The 17,470-nt window shown below is 47.4% G+C and carries 16 protein-coding genes; 8 read left to right on the top strand and 8 right to left on the bottom strand.

Going from position 1 to position 17,470, the window contains the following annotated elements:
• Positions 1–33: 33 nt before the first annotated feature.
• On the top strand, positions 34–1,383 hold the full coding sequence (locus tag QFZ51_RS00980; RefSeq protein WP_429042280.1) for a murein hydrolase activator EnvC family protein: 1,350 nt from the start codon (positions 34–36) through the stop codon (positions 1,381–1,383).
• Here QFZ51_RS00980 and bshA read toward each other — a convergent pair.
• Complete coding sequence (gene bshA / locus QFZ51_RS00975; RefSeq protein WP_429042277.1) at positions 1,380–2,519, bottom strand: N-acetyl-alpha-D-glucosaminyl L-malate synthase BshA; 1,140 nt, start codon at positions 2,517–2,519, stop codon at positions 1,380–1,382. The two genes, QFZ51_RS00980 and bshA, sit on opposite strands and share 4 nt — an antisense overlap.
• Before the next feature lie 180 nt (positions 2,520–2,699).
• Here bshA and QFZ51_RS00970 point away from each other — a divergent pair, with 180 nt between their 5' ends.
• Together QFZ51_RS00970 and QFZ51_RS00965 are read left to right on the top strand one after the other, a co-directional pair.
• On the top strand, positions 2,700–4,073 hold the full coding sequence (locus QFZ51_RS00970; RefSeq protein WP_370908459.1) for a M20/M25/M40 family metallo-hydrolase: 1,374 nt from the start codon (positions 2,700–2,702) through the stop codon (positions 4,071–4,073).
• Positions 4,074–4,096: 23 nt separating this feature from the next.
• Positions 4,097–4,486, top strand: a complete 390-nt coding sequence (locus tag QFZ51_RS00965; RefSeq protein ID WP_370908458.1) for a hypothetical protein — start codon at positions 4,097–4,099, stop codon at positions 4,484–4,486.
• A 40-nt stretch (positions 4,487–4,526) separates the two neighbouring features.
• On the opposite strand, the gene QFZ51_RS00960 is transcribed toward QFZ51_RS00965, so the two are convergent.
• The 5 genes from QFZ51_RS00960 to QFZ51_RS00940 all read right to left on the bottom strand — a co-directional run bounded on the left by QFZ51_RS00960 (position 4,527) and on the right by QFZ51_RS00940 (position 9,982).
• On the bottom strand, positions 4,527–5,240 hold the full coding sequence (locus QFZ51_RS00960) for an SAM-dependent methyltransferase (RefSeq protein ID WP_079471054.1): 714 nt from the start codon (positions 5,238–5,240) through the stop codon (positions 4,527–4,529).
• On the bottom strand, positions 5,240–6,004 hold the full coding sequence (locus QFZ51_RS00955; RefSeq protein ID WP_370908457.1) for an EI24 domain-containing protein: 765 nt from the start codon (positions 6,002–6,004) through the stop codon (positions 5,240–5,242). Before QFZ51_RS00955 ends, QFZ51_RS00960 begins: the two co-directional genes overlap by 1 nt.
• 190 nt (positions 6,005–6,194) lie before the next feature.
• Positions 6,195–7,208: a PorP/SprF family type IX secretion system membrane protein gene (locus tag QFZ51_RS00950; protein WP_429042274.1), complete on the bottom strand. Its 1,014-nt coding sequence runs from the start codon at positions 7,206–7,208 to the stop codon at positions 6,195–6,197.
• Between the two features lie 169 nt (positions 7,209–7,377).
• Complete coding sequence (gene upp / locus QFZ51_RS00945) at positions 7,378–8,031, bottom strand: uracil phosphoribosyltransferase (protein WP_370908455.1); 654 nt, start codon at positions 8,029–8,031, stop codon at positions 7,378–7,380.
• Positions 8,032–8,074: 43 nt separating this feature from the next.
• Positions 8,075–9,982: a YfbK domain-containing protein gene (locus QFZ51_RS00940; RefSeq protein ID WP_429042272.1), complete on the bottom strand. Its 1,908-nt coding sequence runs from the start codon at positions 9,980–9,982 to the stop codon at positions 8,075–8,077.
• A 101-nt stretch (positions 9,983–10,083) separates the two neighbouring features.
• Between QFZ51_RS00940 and QFZ51_RS00935 the strand changes: the two genes are divergently transcribed.
• Positions 10,084–11,175 carry an anhydro-N-acetylmuramic acid kinase gene (locus QFZ51_RS00935; protein WP_429042269.1) on the top strand — a complete coding sequence of 364 codons (1,092 nt, stop codon included), beginning with the start codon at positions 10,084–10,086 and terminating at the stop codon, positions 11,173–11,175.
• Between the two features lie 58 nt (positions 11,176–11,233).
• On the opposite strand, the gene ade is transcribed toward QFZ51_RS00935, so the two are convergent.
• The gene (gene ade / locus QFZ51_RS00930) at positions 11,234–12,874 is read right to left on the bottom strand and encodes an adenine deaminase (RefSeq protein ID WP_429042267.1); all 1,641 of its coding nucleotides are present in this window, start codon (positions 12,872–12,874) and stop codon (positions 11,234–11,236) included.
• Between the two features lie 109 nt (positions 12,875–12,983).
• Here ade and QFZ51_RS00925 point away from each other — a divergent pair, with 109 nt between their 5' ends.
• Positions 12,984–13,706, top strand: a complete 723-nt coding sequence (locus QFZ51_RS00925; RefSeq protein WP_429042264.1) for a LolA family protein — start codon at positions 12,984–12,986, stop codon at positions 13,704–13,706.
• Positions 13,707–13,754: 48 nt separating this feature from the next.
• Here QFZ51_RS00925 and QFZ51_RS00920 read toward each other — a convergent pair whose 3' ends face one another.
• Positions 13,755–14,759 carry a helix-turn-helix transcriptional regulator gene (locus QFZ51_RS00920; RefSeq protein WP_429042262.1) on the bottom strand — a complete coding sequence of 335 codons (1,005 nt, stop codon included), beginning with the start codon at positions 14,757–14,759 and terminating at the stop codon, positions 13,755–13,757.
• 139 nt (positions 14,760–14,898) lie between these two features.
• Here QFZ51_RS00920 and QFZ51_RS00915 point away from each other — a divergent pair, with 139 nt between their 5' ends.
• The 3 genes from QFZ51_RS00915 to QFZ51_RS00905 all read left to right on the top strand — a co-directional run bounded on the left by QFZ51_RS00915 (position 14,899) and on the right by QFZ51_RS00905 (position 17,383).
• Entirely contained in the window at positions 14,899–15,525 is a 627-nt protein-coding gene (locus tag QFZ51_RS00915; protein ID WP_429042259.1) for a hypothetical protein, read from the top strand.
• Between the two features lie 402 nt (positions 15,526–15,927).
• A complete protein-coding gene (locus QFZ51_RS00910; RefSeq protein ID WP_370908448.1) occupies positions 15,928–16,563 on the top strand; it encodes a peroxiredoxin in 636 nt (211 codons plus the stop codon).
• Between the two features lie 256 nt (positions 16,564–16,819).
• Positions 16,820–17,383 carry an RNA polymerase sigma-70 factor gene (locus QFZ51_RS00905; protein ID WP_429042256.1) on the top strand — a complete coding sequence of 188 codons (564 nt, stop codon included), beginning with the start codon at positions 16,820–16,822 and terminating at the stop codon, positions 17,381–17,383.
• The last annotated feature ends 87 nt before the right edge of the window (positions 17,384–17,470 follow it).

The following is a 17,470-nucleotide window of genomic DNA, read 5'->3' as shown; positions in this document are numbered from 1 at the left end:
CATTTTTTTTTGAGAAAGTTGATCCCTCTTTTGATGGCTCTGTGGCTATTGCCTGCGCTGTTGTATGCTCAGCGGGGCAGCAGGCAATCGCGCGCGGCACTTGAAAGCCGTAAACAGGAGCTATTGAAAGAAATAGAAGAAGCAAATAAATCCCTGCAGCAAACAAAGAAATCCACCCGGCAAAATGTAGCCCTGCAGCGCGAGCTGCTGCAAAAAATCTCCACCCGCAATGCGCAGATAGTTAATATTAACAAGGAAATCAGTTCAATAGAAGGAGACATCAGCAATACTAACAGTAACGTACAAACGCTGGAGAGGGAAGTGGATTCTCTCAGGGCAAGGTATGCGCAGCTGGTGGTGTACGCCTACAAAACCCGTGATTCGTATGATGTGCTGAATTTCTTTTTTTCTGCCACCAGTTTTAATGATGCCATCCGCAGGTATCAATACCTGCAGCAATACCGTGAAAACAGGCGCCGGGAAGCGGAAAGCCTGCTATCCACCAAAGCGTTGCTGGGAGAAAAGCTGACTGCATTACAGCAGCAACGGGCACAGAAAACAGGTGCGTTGAAAACAGAACAACGGCAGCGGATAGATTTGCTGGAGGATAAAAAGGAAGCAGATAAAACCATTGCCCAGCTGAAAGACCAGGAACAGGAACTACAGCAGCGCATCAATAAAAATAAAGCTGAAGCCCGGCAGGTAGACAGGGCTATCCAGGATGCCATCCGGCGGGAAATAGCTGCTGCGCAGAAAAAAGCGGCGGCCCAGGCGCTGGCCCGTAAAAAGGCGGCTGATGCCCGGCGGCGCGAACAGGCTGCCGCCCGCAGAAGAGCCGCTATTGCTGCGGCAAAGAAAGCGGGTAAGAAAGCACCGGTAAAAGTAGAGAAAGAAGAAGAGGAAGAAGACGATGCGCCGGTAGCTAAAACTTCCAGTGAAGATGCGCTGGTAGCCACTCCGGAAGCACTCAACTTGTCGCGCGATTTCGAGGCAAACCGTGGCCGCCTGCCCTGGCCAGTAGATGCTGGCCGTGTTACAGGTCATTTCGGCGCCGGCAGGGTTGGTAAAATTGATGTGGATCACAACGGCACCATCATCGCAACGGCTAGGGGCGCCGCAGTGAAAGCCATTTTTGACGGGGAAGTAATTATGGTATTTATGGTACCAGGCGCAGGGTATATGGTAACCCTGCGCCATGGAAAATATTTTACCAACTATGTGAGATTACTGGATATCCGTGTCAGCAAAGGAGCATCTGTAAAACGTGGTCAAACATTGGGTGTGGCCGCACCGGGTGCAGGTAGCAATACCGGGGAAATAGAATTACAGATATATCGCAACATGGTGAAACAGAATCCGGAAAAATGGATACGTGCCCGTTAAAGCAGCTGCACCTGTTTTTGCAGTACTTCTTCGTATAAAGCTTCGTATTGTGGAATGATATTATCGATATGGAAGCGCTGTGCCTGTTCCCATGCTCCCTGTCTTACCTGCTCCAGTAATTTTTCATCTTTCAGCAGTTTGATCGCATGGGCAGCCATTCCGTCCACATCGCCTACATGGCTCATGTAACCGGTTTGCCCGGGAATATTGATTTCCGGTAAACCGCCCGCGTTGGAGGAGATCACAGGCACCCGGGCAGCCATTGCTTCCAGTGCCGCCAATCCAAAACTTTCATATTCTGACGGCAGCAGGAACAGGTCACTGATCGACATTACATCTTCCAGTTGCTCCTGTTTACCTACAAATCTTACATCATCACAAATCCCCAATTCCCGGCAAAGACATTCGATAGACGGCCTGTCGGGGCCATCGCCTACCAGCAAAAGTTTGGCCGGCAGTTCTTTACGTACCTGGGCGAAGATCTTTACCACATCAGGTACTCTCTTTACCTTACGGAAGTTGGATACGTGCAGCAGGATCTTTTCGCCGTTGGGAGCTATGGCCTGCCTGAAATGAGGCAGTTCCCGGCGGCTGAAGCGCTGGGTATCCACAAAGTTGTAGATTACCGTGATATCCTTTTCTATCGGGAACGATTTATAGGTTTCTTCCCGCAGGTTCTCAGAAACCGCCGTAATAGCGTCCGACTCGTTGATGGAGAAGGTAACCACCGGTTCGTAGGTTTTATCCTTACCCACCAGGGTGATATCTGTACCGTGAAGCGTAGTGATAAAAGGCACGGTTCTGCCATGTTTCTTCACGATCTGTTTGGCCATATAGGCAGTAGAAGCGTGAGGAATGGCATAGTGAACGTGCAACAGGTCCAGTTTCTGATTAATGATAACGTCCACCATCGTACTGCTGAGGGCAGATTCATAAGGAGGGAAATCAAAAAGTGGATATGTAGGAACCTGAACCTCGTGATAATATATATTAGCGTGAAATGCATTAAGCCTTACCGGCTGTTGATATGTAATAAAGTGGACCATATGGCCTTTGTCTGCCAGGGCTTTCCCCAGCTCTGTGGCCAGCACCCCACTACCACCGTAAGTAGGGTAACATACTATTCCTATGCGCATGAGTTAATTTTTTGCATTCTGCAAAGGTACTAAAAAGCAGAACGATATCACATAATGCATAGGGGAGTGGGATGAGCGGTAGCCGGAGGGGAGTTAAACAAAAGAGTTGACAACTAGATACCTTTATGCTTTGCTCCTTCAGCTTTTTTAGTAGTTTTAACCATAAATTAACCTGCTGCAATGAGAAAATCTATAATGCCAATTTTGTTAGCCTGTACCCTGCCGGCCCTGGCAGTGGCGCAGGAGAAGGATTCAGTGACGTTGAGGAAATTAGCGGATGAAGTATTAACCCACAGCACTGCCTACGAAAACCTGCGGATCCTCACGAAGCAGATAGGCGGCCGTTTGGCCGGGTCTCCACAAATGGTGAAAGCCGAAGACTGGGGCGTAAAGGCGCTAAAAGCGGCCGGTGCAGACACCGTGTATCTCCAGGAGTGTATGGTGCCGCATTGGATCCGGGGCGCAAAGGAAGAAGCCCGTATCATCTCCAAACGCCGGGATTTCATACCACCGCTGGAAGTACTGGCCCTGGGTAACTCAGTGGGCAGCGGACCGGATGGCGTAACCGCGCCGGTACTGGAAGTGGCTTCTTTCGACGACCTGGAAGCAAAGAAAGACCAGGTAAAGGGGAAGATCGTTTTCTATAACTATCATTTCAACCCTACCTTCATAAAAACATTTCATTCTTATGGCGATGCCGTAAAGTATCGTGGCCAGGGCGCCAGCCGGGCCGCTAAATACGGTGCGGTGGCAGTGATTGTAAGATCTATGACGCATGGCGCCAATAATTTCCCGCATACCGGGGCGATGCAGTACGACAGCGCCTATCCTAAAATTCCGGCGGTGGCTATCGGGTTGGAAGATGCAGACCGTTTGAGCCAGCGCCTGAAAGATGATAACAGTGCCAGCGTGTTTCTGCGTACCAATTGCGAAATGAAGAAGGATACCATCGGGCATAATGTGATCGGGGAACTGAAAGGCAGCAAATACCCGGATCAGTACATCACGGTTGGCGGCCACCTCGATTCATGGGATGTAGCAGAAGGTGCGCACGATGACGGTACCGGTTGTGTACAATCCATCGAAGTGCTGCGCGCCTTTAAAGCACTGGGCATGAAACCGGAACATACGCTGCGCGTAGTACTGTTTGCCAATGAAGAAAATGGTACCCGTGGAGGTAAGAAATATGCGGAACTAGCCAAAGCCCGCCAGGAGAAACACGTTTTCGCCCTGGAAAGCGATGCCGGCGGCTTTACGCCACGCGGCTTCACTACCACTATGGACGCGCCCCTGAAGGCAAAAATGAATAGCTGGAAGCCACTTTTTGAGCCGTATGGTATTTATGATTTTGAAGAACCGGGAGGCGGGGTGGATGTAGGCCAGCTGCATGAAGCAATTGGTACGCCAATGGCTGAACTTTCTCCTGATTCGCAGCGTTATTTTGATATCCATCATGCGGCGAACGATGTGTTTGAAGCGGTGAATAAAAGAGAACTGGAATTGGGTGCGTTTGGTATGGCGGGTTTCATTTATCTTGTAGATCAGAATTTCTGATCATCCATCACTAAAAACTAACTATGGGTCGGTTTGTCTTTATCATTGTATCTGTTATTATACTGGTACTGGGAGGTATTTTCTTCTATAAATACTATTTTGTTTTCGGACAGGGCGTTAAAGCCGGGGAGCTGAATTATTTTGTGCAGAAGGGATACATCTTTAAAACCTATGAAGGCAAAGTGATCCAGTCGGGCTACCGGGGCAAGGTAGCCGGTACTATCCAGTCGAACGAATTTGAGTTTTCCGTGAGCAGCGAACGGATTGCGCAGCAGCTGATGACGGCCAGCGGGAAAATGGTGGAACTGCACTACAAAGAGTACCTGGGAGCCATTCCATGGAGGGGATACAGCGCATTTATTGTAGACAGTATTATTTCTATCAAGGAGCCGGTGAAGTCGGAACTGCCTTAAAAATATAAAGGGGAATTACGGTTTCGTAATTCCCCTTTTTTTATTCGTTGCCCGCATACAGCAGGAAAATAGCCGGTCGTTTATGAAGATCAGGTAATTGTTTCTTCCACTCCTTTACCGTTTTGGTTTTAATATACTCCGTTGGCGCGGTGATATCTGCCGCGATACAAATCTGCGTATAGTCCTTACAGTTATCCAGTATATCTTTCAGCAACTGGTTGTTGCGGTAAGGTGTTTCAATAAACAATTGTGTTTGTTTTTTCTTTTCCGATTCCTGTTCCAGTTCCCGGATCATCTTTGTTCTTTCGGGTGGTTTGATGGGAAGGTATCCTACAAACTGGAAGTTTTGTCCGTTCATACCGGAGGCCATGAGGGCCAACAGCATGGAGTTGGGGCCAATCATCGGGATTACCCTGGCATCGATGCTTTGTGCCAGTTTTACGATGAGGTGGCCGGGATCAGCGATAGCAGGGCATCCGGCTTCGCTGAGGATGCCAATATCTTTTCCTTCGAGCAGTAATTTTTTTGCCAGTACCAGGTCGGGCGCCTGGTTTTCATTCATCAGCAGGAGTTGCAGGTTATCTATCACGATGTTTCTGTCCAGCGACTTCAGATACCTGCGGGCTGTTCTTTCATTCTCTACATAAAAAACAGATAATTGCTGCACGATAGCGGTTACATAAGCGGGAATGCTGAATAGGGCGTCGGCGCTCAAAACAGTAGGAACCAGGTACACTTTGCCGGTGGTATTCATTATTTCAGTCTTTTTGTTTGTAAGTCAATAGTAGCTGCAATTACAGCATAGGAGGGCGCCAGCATCCAGCCCAATACGGGGATGAGCATAAACAGGTAAAATACCATTCCATTACCGATGGCCATGCCACGGTGCTGGCGGATAAAGTTGATGCTTTGCGACATATTCAAACGATGCCGTTCACAGCTGTAATCCATCATGGAGAAGCCATAAAAATAGGATTCGATAAAGAACCCCAGCATCGGGGTGAGCCAGCCGATCACGGGTATAAAGGAGATCAGCAGCAGGATGAGTATAGCGGCTGTTTGATAAACAATATTGCGGCACGACATTTTGATCCCGCGCAGGATATCCTGGCCCAGCTGCGACCAGCTGAAAGGGAAGTCTTTATGATCCAGTATGGCTTCTGTCTTCTCAGATAAATAAGAAAACACGGGAGAAGCTACTATCAGGAACAGGTATTTAAAGTAGGAGAAGTACCAGAATACGAATACAATGCGGACAGAAAACGCGACAAGTATAAAAAGAAAACTTACCCAGCTGCTTTCCAGGTCCTGTACCCATTCTGTGATATGCAGCAGGCGGGTGAGATATTCTACAAAGTCGCCCGAGTAGCCCCACACAAAGTAAAAGCCTGCAAAAAATAACAGGCAATAGATCACGCCCGGAATCAGGATCCATTTCCACAATTTATGCTGTAATATGAATTGATGGGCTTTCCCGTAAGACTGGATCGCCGACAGTACTTCTCTGAATGAAAACAACGCCTGATATTTTATTGTAACTGAATTGGTTTTTCCTGGTTTTTATGAAAGAGTAACGAAACTAACGCAAAATTAACAATGATTATCATGATTTTAAATGATTATCCTGATTTGGGAGATTATAGCATGTCAATTTTGTTGCTATGATCTCCCGAATCAGGATAATTATTTTATCAGGAAAGCCATTGTCCTAGAAACGTGGACAGAGCGTTTTGTATTTATTATTTTCGTTCCGGGTGTGGATATAGATCAGTGAAATTTCGAGGCCACCGCGGTAATTGGAGGCTGGTTTCAGGCTGGATACGTTGGTGTCGTAGGTAAGGCCTATCTGGAAGCCTTTTATTTCGAGGCCCACATAGGGGATAACGGCATCTTTCAGGCGATACCAGCTACCCAGGTAAAAAGTGGTGGGATTATCGTCCATGTCGTTGAGCATGAAGCCATAGGCGCCACCAAAGGTGAATTCAGACGCAGTACTTTGTTTCATGTACAGGATACTGGCATGAAACCTGTCTTGCCCGTTTACCGGAACAGAACCGCCCCCGTGTAAGGTCCAGCGGTAGCTGAGCCTGTTCTGGGTAAGGTTCATGAATGATTCGGTAGGTTGGGTAATATGATAATAGGAAGCGCCCATGTAAATATTGGATGCTTCGCCGATTAAGCCATTGTAGAGGATCCCGATGTTGGGATCGAAGTAGGAAATTTTTGGATTTACCAGCGTTTCATTGCTGGGAATCATAGGGTTATACCCGTTGTTGTCAATCTGGTTTTCAAACTGCAGTTTGGTATTGTCTATTCTTTTCTGCACCAGTGTACCCTGTAAGCCGATGGCCAGGGTATGATTGCCTTCCGGATCCAGGCCTTTGTGATAGGCTGTGCTGAAGGAAAGGTAGCTGGAGGTGAGCGCACCACCGCCGCTTCTGTCGTACATCGCCATCAGGCCCACGCCCCAGATATCGGTATAAGAAATAACGTTTTTCAAAATGCCGAAATCAATGGCGGCAGTACCTGTTACAAAGGGAGTGGAAATGCTCCTCCATTGTGACCGGTAGTTACCGGATAAACGATAATCTCCTGAAAATAAACCTGTAAACGCTGGGTTAAGGGTTAGCGGCGACGCAAAAAACTGCGAAAAGTGCGGGTCCTGCCCCCGCAAAGGATTAAAATAAAGTAATATGGCCAGGAATAGTAAAGCTCTTTTCATATCATTAAGCTTAAAGCATAGGGTATTATGCAATACGGGTGAAGGTACACTAATTAAATCATATCTCAAATTAAATTCATGTATAAGCGATCCGGTCCTGCAAAAAACAAATAGCAGCTTTGTACTTTTAAAGATACAAAACTGCTATTCGTAAAACGATTATTCGAGGTTATTGTTGTAATTTATTTCCGAAAGCCAGATCGCCGGCATCTCCCAGCCCCGGTACTATATAGCCTTTAGCGGTTAATTCGTCATCAATATCACCAGCCCAGATGGTTAAACTTGCTTTGGTATTGCGTAATACATATTCGATTCCTACGGTACAGGCAATAGCGACCACCAGGTGGATATGACTGGGTTTACCTATTTCCTCAAGGTGTTCTATCGTTTTTACCAATGAAGAGCCGGTGGCCAGCATCGGGTCGGAAAGGATGAGTACCTGTCCATCGATAGAAGGAGTACTCACATATTCCAGGCTGATATCAAAAGTGCCGTCGTGATTATGCTTGCGGTAAGCAGAAACAAACGCATGGTCCGCCTTATCGAAATAGTGCAGCAATCCCTGGTGTAATGCCAGCCCTGCGCGTAAGATAGTAGCCAATACCGGTTGTGATTTCAGCACCCGGCAGGTAGCAATTCCCATGGGGGTAGTTACTTCCTTTTCTTCGTAGCTCAGTGTTTTACTGATCTCATATGCAGCTACTTCTCCCAGCCGTTCCATATTACGCCGGAAGCGCATACGGTCCTGCTGAACATCTATATTCCTGATCTCGCTTAACCATTCTCCCACCAATGAATTGGTTTCACTTAAATTGATAATCATGAGCTATCCCTTTGAGGCCGCAAATTACCGAAAAATAGTGGAACTACTGTTTGTCCAGCAGCATCGCTTTTTTTACCAGCTGGATGAATTCAGCGCGATAGCCTTCGGTATCTGTTCCTTTGGAATTGCCTGCCCAGGATAATACCTGGTTGTAGGTGGCGGTGCCTTTGAACGCGGAGTTGCGCAATAACTGCCCGAAAGCGGCTACGGAAGCGGCCATCCGGAAATCTTCCGGCGCGTCAGTAATCTCCTGGTTGCTGTAGGGCAACACCTTCTCCATCAATATGCTCTTTTTGGCATCAGGTTGTTTGTAGCGCAGCTTTACAGTAAGCACTTCGGATTTATTACCAATCACTTTGCCTTCCTGGTATTTGAGCGGATCTACCCAGTTAACGGCCGTTCCCTTTGTGCCGGTGGGGATAATCTCATAGAGGGCAGTTACGGTATGACCTACGCCCATATCTCCGGCGTCTTTTTTGTCGTTGTTGAAATCTTCATTGGCCAGCACGCGGTTTTCGTAGCCAACTAACCGGTATGACTGCACGAATTGCGGGTTAAATTCTATCTGCAGTTTTACATCTTTTGCAACGGTAAAAAGCGTGCCGCCAAATTCGGTCACAAAGGTTCTGCGGGCTTCTTCAAAGTTATCAATATAAGCATAGTTACCATTGCCTTTATCTGCCAGCAGTTCCAGTTTATTATCTTTATAGTTACCCATACCAAAACCCAGCACAGAAAGAGAGATACCATTTTCTCTTTTCTCTTCGATCATACGGGTAAGTTCACCATCGCTGGAAACCCCTACATTGAAGTCGCCGTCGGTGGCCAGTATTACGCGGGTATTGCTGTTTTTGGAATACAGTTCACCGGCAATGTCGTAGGCCAGTTGTATGCCTGCGCCGCCGGCAGTGGAGCCGCCTGCCTCCAACTGATCCAGCGCGGCCAGGATCCTTTTCTTATCGCGGCCACTGGTGGCCGGGAGCACTACTCCTGCGGCGCCGGCGTATACCACTATCGCTACCTTGTCTTCCGGGCGAAGCTGCTCCGTTAAAACCGCAAAGGCGCGCTTAACAAGCGGCAACCGGTTTTCACCCGACATGGAACCTGAAACATCTATCAGGAAAACCAGGTTGGAAGGGGGAAGCTCGCGGGTATCTACCTGTTTGCTTTTGAGGGCCACCCGTATGAGTTGATGCGCGGCGTTCCAGGGACAAATTGCCATGTCGGTATAAATAGCTACCGGGTCTTTTCCTTCCGGCGCCTGGTATTGATAGTCAAAATAATTGATCATTTCTTCCACTCTCACCGCATCCGGCTCGGGCATCATGCCCTGGTTCAGAAAACGGCGAACGTTGCTGTAGGAGGCCCTGTCCACATCAATACTGAAAGTACTCAGCGGTTGGTCTGTGGCGGAGTGGAAAATGTTTTCGTTAATGGGGCTGTAGTCCTCTGTGTTGTAAACCGGAGAAGGGGCGTAGTTCATTTTGTTTCCCCTGATCCTGGTAACAGAACCGGTTACTGACTTCCGGCGCTGCGCACCATAGCCTATCACTACTACTTCCGACATGGCCGAGTTGGTAACTCCGGCAAGTTTGCCCTGCAGTGCCCCGATTACCCTGTCTTCCGTTAAGTGTTGACTATCGGACACCTGTGGCCTGGTCAATTGTACGGTTAATTTATTTTGCCCGCCATTCACGGCTACGTCCACCGATGGATAGCCAGTAGCGTTTATTTCGAGTATTAGCGCACCCGTGGCGGTTTTCAGGCTGAATTGCCCTTTTTTATCTGTGGCCGTCAATACATCTGTGCCTTTTACCCGTACCACGACATTGGCGAGGGGGCTTTTAAGCAAACTGTCTGTTACAATACCCGTGATAACCCGCACCTGTTGGGCGGAGGCAGTAAATGCCATCAGGCAGCTGAGCAATAGTAAAGAGAGATATTTTTTCATAACAAAGTAGTTTTTCTACCTGTAGGATGTGCCGGGAGATCCTGTTTCCATAAATCGTTAAAAAAATATTTTAAAACTACCTTTGCTGAAATTTTTTGTCGATGGTATATAACGTGATTGGCACCATGTCTGGTAGCTCATTAGACGGATTAGATATAGTTTTTGCAGAACTGACCGAGATACGCGGACAATGGACCTATGTTATCAAGGCTTCCGAAAGCCTGCCGTATGAGCCGGAATGGGTAGAGCAGCTGGCACAGGCCACTTCCCTGCCGGCAAAGGATTACCTGCTGTTACATACTGCATACGGCCATTATACCGGCCGGCGTATCCTGGATTTCATTGAAAAGAACCAGCTGGATCATAAAATTCATTTTATCGCATCACATGGTCATACTACATTTCATATGCCTGCGCAGCAAATGACTGCCCAGCTGGGAGATGGTGCGGCCATTGCAGCAGTAACAGGGTTACCTGTTATCAACGACCTCCGTGCGGTAGACGTAGCCATGGGTGGCCAGGGAGCTCCCATTGTCCCCATTGGCGAAAAATACCTGTTACCGGGATATCAGTACTGGCTTAACCTGGGCGGCATTGCCAATATTTCGGCGCAGTTGCCCGAACAGTTTGTGGCGTTTGATATTTGCCCGGCCAACAGGGTACTAAATGCATTGGCGGCAGCACTGAATAAACCCTACGATGATGGCGGCGCACTGGCTGCCGGTGGTGTGGCCGACAACAGTCTGTTGGAACAGTTGAATCAACTTGATTATTACACCAAACCGTGGCCAAAATCACTGGCGAACGATTTTGGTACCCATACCATATTGCCGCTGATAGCGCCTTTGCGCATTTCTGTGCAGGGTAAGCTGCGCACTTATGTAGAGCATATCGCGGTACAGATCACCGGGGCGGTAAAAGCGCTGAAGGCACAAATGCCGGAAGGACCAGGCAAGATGCTGGTGACCGGTGGCGGTGCGTTTAATACTTTCCTGGTGAATACGATCCGGGAACAGCTGGAGCCATTGGGAGTTACCGTGGAAGTGCCGGATGAGCAAACCGTTAGTTTCAAAGAGGCACTGATCATGGCGCTTATCGGAACATTACGCTGGAGGCAGGAAGATAATGTGCTGAGCGGGGTTACCGGGGCTTCCCGCGACTCTATTAACGGCGCGCTGTGGACCACCCATTAACCTCATATTATTGCTATAAAAAAAAGCAGCGGTTGCTTCCGCTGCTTTTTTTTATGCGCTAGTGCGTTGCTGTAAATTGAAAACTATCTCCGTCGAAGAGTCCGAGGTCACTCAGTTTTAAATGCGGTATTACCAGTAACGCCATAAATGATAAGGTCATAAAAGGTGATGCCAGCGTAGATCCCAGGTCTTTTGCGGCTTTGTCGAGCGCACTGTATTGGGCCGCCACCGTATATCCGTCGAGGTTACTCATCAGCCCTGCTACGGGTAGGGGAAGTCCATGTGTCGCATTATTCCCCACCGCGCTGATGCCGCCCTGCGCTGCAATAACGGTATTAATAGCCGCAGCAAGGCCTTCATCGGTGGTGCCCACCGCAATAATGTTGTGACTGTCGTGTGCCACAGAAGAGGCGATGGCGCCCTCTTGCAGGCCGAAGCCCTGGATAAATGCCATGGCCGGAGGCGCTTTTTTATAGCGGTTTACTACTACGAGTTTGAGGACATCCTGTTGGGTATTACTTGCTATTGCGCCGTTGGTAACCGGCAATACCGCTGTAAGGGCATTGGTGATCAGCTGCCCATCCATAGCGCCGATTACTTTCACCGTTACTTCTTTTGCATTGCTATCGTTAACGGGCATACGAAAATCGGCAGCGGTTACCGGGTCTGCTATAAAATTATTTACGGGAGATGAAGGGATGGAAGGTATCAGCGTTTGTCCGTTTTCCGCGACTTTCACGCCATTGATATAAGTGGCGAGAATGTTAAAGTTTTGGAGGTCATCTGTTACAATAAAATCTGCAGGGTCGTTCACGCGGAGCAAACCATTGTCTAATTTGTAATGCAGTACCGGGTTAATACAGGCGGCTCTTAATACTTTGAAAAGATCAACGCCATAAGCTAATGCACGCTTTACCAGCAGGTTAATATGGCCTTCTACAAGGTTGTCGGGGTGCTTATCATCGCTGCAAAACATAATATGTGAAGCGTGGTCGTGCAGCAGCGGGTACAATGCTTCAAAGTTTTTGGCAGCGCTTCCTTCGCGGATGAGGATATGCATGCCGTATTGCAGTTTGTCTTTCGCTTCTTCAATGGTAAAGCATTCGTGATCGGTGCTGATACCAGCGGCAATATATGCTGCCGCGGTTTCGCCCCGGAGGCCGGGAGCGTGGCCATCCACGGGTTTACCGGCTTTTTTGGCGGCGGCTATTTTAGCGAGTACTTCCGGGTCTTTATGCAGTACTCCGGGGAAGTTCATCATTTCCGTCAGGTACCTGATATCATCTCTCTGAAGTAAAGCTTCGATATCGGCCACGGTGACTACCGCTCCGGCGGTTTCAAAAATGGTGGCCGGTACGCAGGAAGGGGCGCCGAAGTTAAACCGGAAGGGAACTTTCTTGCCATTTTCGAGCATGTATTCCACACCTTTTACGCCCATCACATTGGCTATTTCATGGGGGTCGCTTACGGTGGCCACAGTGCCGTGCACAACGGCCAGCCTGGCGAATTCGGAAGGGATCAGCATAGAGCTTTCCACGTGTACATGCGCATCGGTAAATCCGGGGAGCAGGTAAGTGGTGTATTGGTTATTGTTGCGTTCAATGCTGCTGATATAACCATCCGTAATATGTATAGTAGCCGGATATATTTCCTGTTGCAGTATATCTACCAGGTTGCCTGAGATCTGGAATGTATTCATGTTGCAAAGCTAAGGAATAGGTCGTATTTTCAATGCTGGCGTATTTTTTGGAAAGAGATGCCGGATGTGTTTTAGGATATTTTTATTTATCAGGGAAAAACAAATTTTTATGATGACAGGAACCAGGTTTTATACATTGTTAGCAGCTTTACTGATCGCTGGTTATTGCACCAGCGCGCAATCTGCAGATGAATTGATCGCAAAGAATATTGTGGCGATGGGAGGTGAGGCGAAGTTAAAAGGAATTAAGTCGCAGTATGTAGAAGGAAATATGGAAGTACAGGGGCAATCCGTTCCTATAAAGCGGTGGGTGAAGCAGGATGAAGCCATGCGGCTGGAGTTTACGGTGAATGGCACCAGCAATGTGCAGGTAGTAACCCGTAATGCGGGCTGGAGCCTGATGCCGGTGATGCAGCAAACAACGCCGCAGGAGATGAATCCAGAAATGCTGAAGCTGATGAAAACCCAGCTGGATGTGAGAGGAGAGCTGTATGATTACAAGAACAAAGGTAAAAAGATAGAGTTATTGGGGAAGGATTCGGTGAACGGGTCGCCGGCATATAAGCTGAAGATCACGGCAGCGGATGGAACATCGGGTATTGCCTACCTGGATGCGAAAACTTATCTGCTGGTAAAGGCTACCAATCATATGAATGTACAGGGACAGGATATGGAGCTGGTAACGTTGTTGTCTGATTACAAGAAAACGCCGGAGGGGCTTACTTATCCGGGTGTTACAGAGCAGGATCCTGGCGGGGTTAAAATCAATATCCTGAAAATTGAAACGAATCAGCCGGTAGCAGATAGTTTGTTTACCAAACCAAATCCTTAAGAGGTTGTTTCGCTATTGCGCCCGCGGGCGCAATAGCGGGCTACAGTATTATTTATACAACACCGCCATGGCTTTGGCTTCTTCAGCCATTTTCTTAGCCAGGTGTGCGGGTTTCAGCACTTTTACCTGGGCGCCATAGCTGAGCAGCGTCATGGTAAGTTCCGGGTTAATAACAACGTTAAGGGATATACGGCATTCATCACTGTTGTCTTCCACTATTTCCTGGGAAGTATGGATGGGCTGCGACTTGATGTATTTTCCCTGCCGTGGTGTAAAGCTCAGCAGTACATGTTCGGGATCTCCGTCGTGTACGGTGATGCCTACTGCATGCTGGAAGTAGCTGGCTTCATCAAAATTCTTTTCATCAAAATGTTTATTGGTGGGCCAGAGTTTCACCACCCTGTCGAGCGCAAAGGTAACCACTGCGCCACCGCGGGTTTGCTGGCTTTTCCCGATGAGGTAAAAGCGGTGCTGGTATTCGCGGAGGTGATAGGGTTCCACCCAGTGCTCCTTGGGTTCATCGCGGTCGAAGCTCTGATAAGCGATGCGGATTATTTCCAGGTTTTTGATGGCGTCTACTATTTCGGGGATATGTTCTGCGCCTTTGTAGTGGGATGCCCGGGTAAATTTGATGAGTCCTTTATGCTGGAGGGCTTCCCGGTTCATTTTGAGGCTGGCGGCAATTTTCAGGATGGCATCTTCAAACTGCTGTACCACCGGGAGGCTCCGGAATTGTTCCAGTATACCAATGGCAATTTCCAGCCCCTGGAGATCTGCTTCTTCAATAGGGGAATTACTGATGGAAAAGCTATCGTCTGAGTAGCGGTAGGTGCCGCTGCTGCGTTCGTAAACGATAGGCGCCATATAGTTCAGTTCAGGGTCCTGGCGCATATCCTGGATGTCTTTCTGGATAGTGCGGGTAGAAATTGCAGTGCCCATCTTGTCCGATACATATTCAATCAGGTTATCCAGGGTAGGTTTGGGCTTCTGCTTGCTGCGCAACCGCTCGTCGATCCAGCGGTAGCGCGACACCGCGTCTTTGTTCTTTGGCAAAAGATAAAATTTAGATAATAAAAATAAACAATTCCCGCTTTTGCGACGAGGATTAAAAAAAATATCATTAAAAGATCACTACGCAAATCCCTTGCGTGCGGCGCCGATAAATTTGTAGTGTTATTAAAACCTGATGGTTATGAATAAGGTAAATACAACTACAGCAATTACGCAGGTACAGGCCATTTCAATTGGGCAGATCATTATGGATGATTCCAATTACCTGACGCTCTGGGGCCAGGCGCTACTGGATGAGGTGTGGTATCCCTGCGATTTTGTAACTACTTACGAAGTAATGAACACCATGCTGCGTTTCAGCCAGGACAAGCACGATGCGGTGCAGATGACGATTGTAAAGAAACTGGAAGACATGCGCCGCACACCGGACATCATTGACCTGGAAGCAGAGCTGGGTGGAGCCGTGGTATTCGACCACCTCGTATTTCACATGAGGAGGCCCTGTTTGCAGCAGGATGATAACTGGGAGGCCTATGCCGATGAAGAGTGCTATTATATAGAACGTGTGATCCAGATGCCGGTACCCACCCTGCCTACCTTACCGCCTGCAGCCCGGTACGATTCAAACGATGCCAATGAGAAAATGGAGTATTGTATCCAGATGCTTCATGACGCATATAACCTGTATCTTGGTTTTATCGAATTAGAATTGGGGGAAAACGCTGCCCGGGTAATGGCCGCACTGGAAGATGATAATAAGTTCAGTATGGCATATTATGCCTGGCAGCTGTATACCTCAAATACTTAAATAGTTATTAGCCATATTTTTTATCTGTTGAAAACCCTGATAATCCGTTTACGTTAACCCTGAAAGACGCATATTGATGAAAAAGCATCCCTTTATGTTAGCCCCGGTGTCCATGTATGTTAATTCCCGGACATCTGTTTATGTTAACCCCGGTATCCATTTACGTTAACCGCCATGCCTTGCATCCATTTATGTTAACCCCTGATATCCATTGGTGTTAGCCCTGGTATCCATTGGTGTTAGCCCTGGTATCCCGTTTGAATTAACCCCTGATTTCCATTGTTTGTTAGCCCCCAAATCCTTTGCCCCGGAAAAAAAAACCGCAAAATTCTGAAAAAAATCCCTTAAAGTCTATAAATTTTGTAGGAAAATGCTATTTTTGGTCAATTAAAATCGTAAGCTATGAGTTTAAGACTGGGAGACGCTGCTCCTAATTTCAAAGCCAATACCACTTTAGGGGAAATAGATTTTTACGATTACCTGGGTGAAGGTTGGGGTATCTTGTTTTCCCACCCTGCAGATTTTACACCAGTATGTACAACCGAACTGGGTAAAACAGCTTTGTTAAAGGACGAGTTTGCAAAACGTAATACTAAAGTACTGGCTGTCAGCGTAGATCCATTGGATAAACACCTGAGCTGGATAAATGATATTAATGAAACACAACAGTGTGACGTAACTTTTCCTATTATTGCAGATGAAAACAAAACAGTGGCAAACCTGTATGATATGATTCATCCAAATGCCTCTGAAACATTTACGGTAAGATCCTTGTTTATCATAGGACCCGACAAGAAGATAAAACTTATCATCACCTATCCGGCCTCTACCGGCAGAAACTTCATCGAAGTGCTCCGCGTATTGGACTCCCTGCAGCTGACCGCTAAATACAGCGTGGCTACACCGGCCGACTGGAAAGATGGTGAAGACGTAATCGTTACGGCAGCGGTGCCAACAGCAGACATTCCTGCACGTTTTCCGAAAGGCCATAAAATTATCAAGCCTTACCTGAGAACAACACCACAGCCCAACAAATAATACTTAAAGAGCCGCAAGGCTGCTTCTATAAAGATTTTTTAATGGTTGGTTTTTGATTTTTACGAAACGGGGATTTCTCCCCGTTTTTTTATGCCCTGTACCCGCCGGTGCTTTTCAGTTCCGGAACACCCCTGCACTTCTCTCATCAAAGTTTATATGGAGGTAACAGTTTATTAATGCACAGTTAACATCCCACGTAGTATAAAAACAACCGCCGGACGCTAGTTTTGCTGAAAAATACATTCAATCCATTTTTATGGAATATCGTTTACTATCAGATAAGCAGCTACTGGAAGAATGTACCAACGACAATCTCAAAGCATTTAATACTTTATTTGATCGTTATTTCGGACGACTGTACAATTACGCGCTTGGTTATGTGAAGGATGAATACTTTGCAGAAGAAGCAATAATGGACCTGATGATGTGGGTATGGGACAAGAGACATACGTTACAAATAGCGGGCGAATTTAAGCCATACATATTCAGAGCCGCCAAAAACGCTACGATTAAAGCCATCCGTAAGAAAGCAGTTTCAATAGCGCCGATAGCGTTTATTGAAAATAATCTTTCCTTTGTGGCTACCCCTGCCGATCACGAACTGGACTCCAGGGAACTGGAAGAGAAGTATCATTTCCATCTCGACTCACTGAGCCCCCAGCGCAAAATTGTATTTCAAATGAGCCGGGAAGGAGATTTAACCCACGCTGAAATAGCCAATGACCTCAATATCTCTGTTAATACCGTGAAGAACCATATTAAGTTTTCCCTGAATCATTTCAGAAAGCAGCTTAGTAACCATAATGCCAGGTTAGGTTAGCCCTCGGGATAATGCAGCCAATATTTCACGGTTACTTCTCCCATGCCTGAAACCTGCGTATACCATGGAGCATCTATGCACTCCTGA

The sequence above is a fragment of the Chitinophaga sp. W3I9 genome (assembly GCF_050434025.1).
Classification (GTDB): domain Bacteria; phylum Bacteroidota; class Bacteroidia; order Chitinophagales; family Chitinophagaceae; genus Chitinophaga.
This window is presented reverse-complemented; position numbering and strand designations above follow the sequence as displayed.

Bases quoted from the DNA above. Each gene is read 5' to 3' on its own strand.
- QFZ51_RS00980 (WP_429042280.1), top strand. From the start codon at position 34: ATGGCTCTGTGGCTATTGCCTGCGCTGTTGTATGCTCAGCGGGGCAGC.
- bshA (WP_429042277.1), bottom strand. From the start codon at position 2,519: ATGCGCATAGGAATAGTATGTTACCCTACTTACGGTGGTAGTGGGGTG.
- QFZ51_RS00970 (WP_370908459.1), top strand. From the start codon at position 2,700: ATGAGAAAATCTATAATGCCAATTTTGTTAGCCTGTACCCTGCCGGCC.
- QFZ51_RS00965 (WP_370908458.1), top strand. From the start codon at position 4,097: ATGGGTCGGTTTGTCTTTATCATTGTATCTGTTATTATACTGGTACTG.
- QFZ51_RS00960 (WP_079471054.1), bottom strand. From the start codon at position 5,240: ATGAATACCACCGGCAAAGTGTACCTGGTTCCTACTGTTTTGAGCGCC.
- QFZ51_RS00950 (WP_429042274.1), bottom strand. From the start codon at position 7,208: ATGAAAAGAGCTTTACTATTCCTGGCCATATTACTTTATTTTAATCCT.
- upp (WP_370908455.1), bottom strand. From the start codon at position 8,031: ATGATTATCAATTTAAGTGAAACCAATTCATTGGTGGGAGAATGGTTA.
- QFZ51_RS00940 (WP_429042272.1), bottom strand. From the start codon at position 9,982: ATGAAAAAATATCTCTCTTTACTATTGCTCAGCTGCCTGATGGCATTT.
- QFZ51_RS00935 (WP_429042269.1), top strand. From the start codon at position 10,084: ATGGTATATAACGTGATTGGCACCATGTCTGGTAGCTCATTAGACGGA.
- ade (WP_429042267.1), bottom strand. From the start codon at position 12,874: ATGAATACATTCCAGATCTCAGGCAACCTGGTAGATATACTGCAACAG.
- QFZ51_RS00925 (WP_429042264.1), top strand. From the start codon at position 12,984: ATGATGACAGGAACCAGGTTTTATACATTGTTAGCAGCTTTACTGATC.
- QFZ51_RS00915 (WP_429042259.1), top strand. From the start codon at position 14,899: ATGAATAAGGTAAATACAACTACAGCAATTACGCAGGTACAGGCCATT.
- QFZ51_RS00910 (WP_370908448.1), top strand. From the start codon at position 15,928: ATGAGTTTAAGACTGGGAGACGCTGCTCCTAATTTCAAAGCCAATACC.
- QFZ51_RS00905 (WP_429042256.1), top strand. From the start codon at position 16,820: ATGGAATATCGTTTACTATCAGATAAGCAGCTACTGGAAGAATGTACC.